This is a genomic window from Candidatus Eisenbacteria bacterium (assembly GCA_030017955.1).
GTDB lineage: Bacteria > Eisenbacteria > RBG-16-71-46 > JASEGR01 > JASEGR01 > JASEGR01.
In genome coordinates, this window is record JASEGR010000239.1 from 1 (window position 1) to 232 (window position 232).

At 51.3% G+C, this 232-nt stretch carries 1 rRNA gene (cut by a window edge); it reads left to right on the plus strand.

The features are described from left to right. A 23S ribosomal RNA gene (locus QME66_14000) occupies nt 1-232 on the plus strand; its annotated part runs 592 nt beyond the window's last position; the annotation flags it as partial.

A 232-nucleotide genomic window follows, 5' to 3' on the forward strand; every position in this document is an offset into this window, starting at 1 on the left:
TGAAGGACGTAGGAGGCTGCGAAAAGCCACGGGGAGGAGTCAACCATCCTTTGATCCGTGGATTTCCGAATGGGAAAACCCAGTCCCGGTAAAGCGGGATTATCATACACTGAATTCATAGGTGCATGAGGCATACCCGGGGAAGTGAAACATCTCAGTACCCGGAGGAAAAGAAATCTAATGAGATTCCCCCAGTAGCGGCGAGCGAAAAGGGAAAAGCCCAAACCCTCTC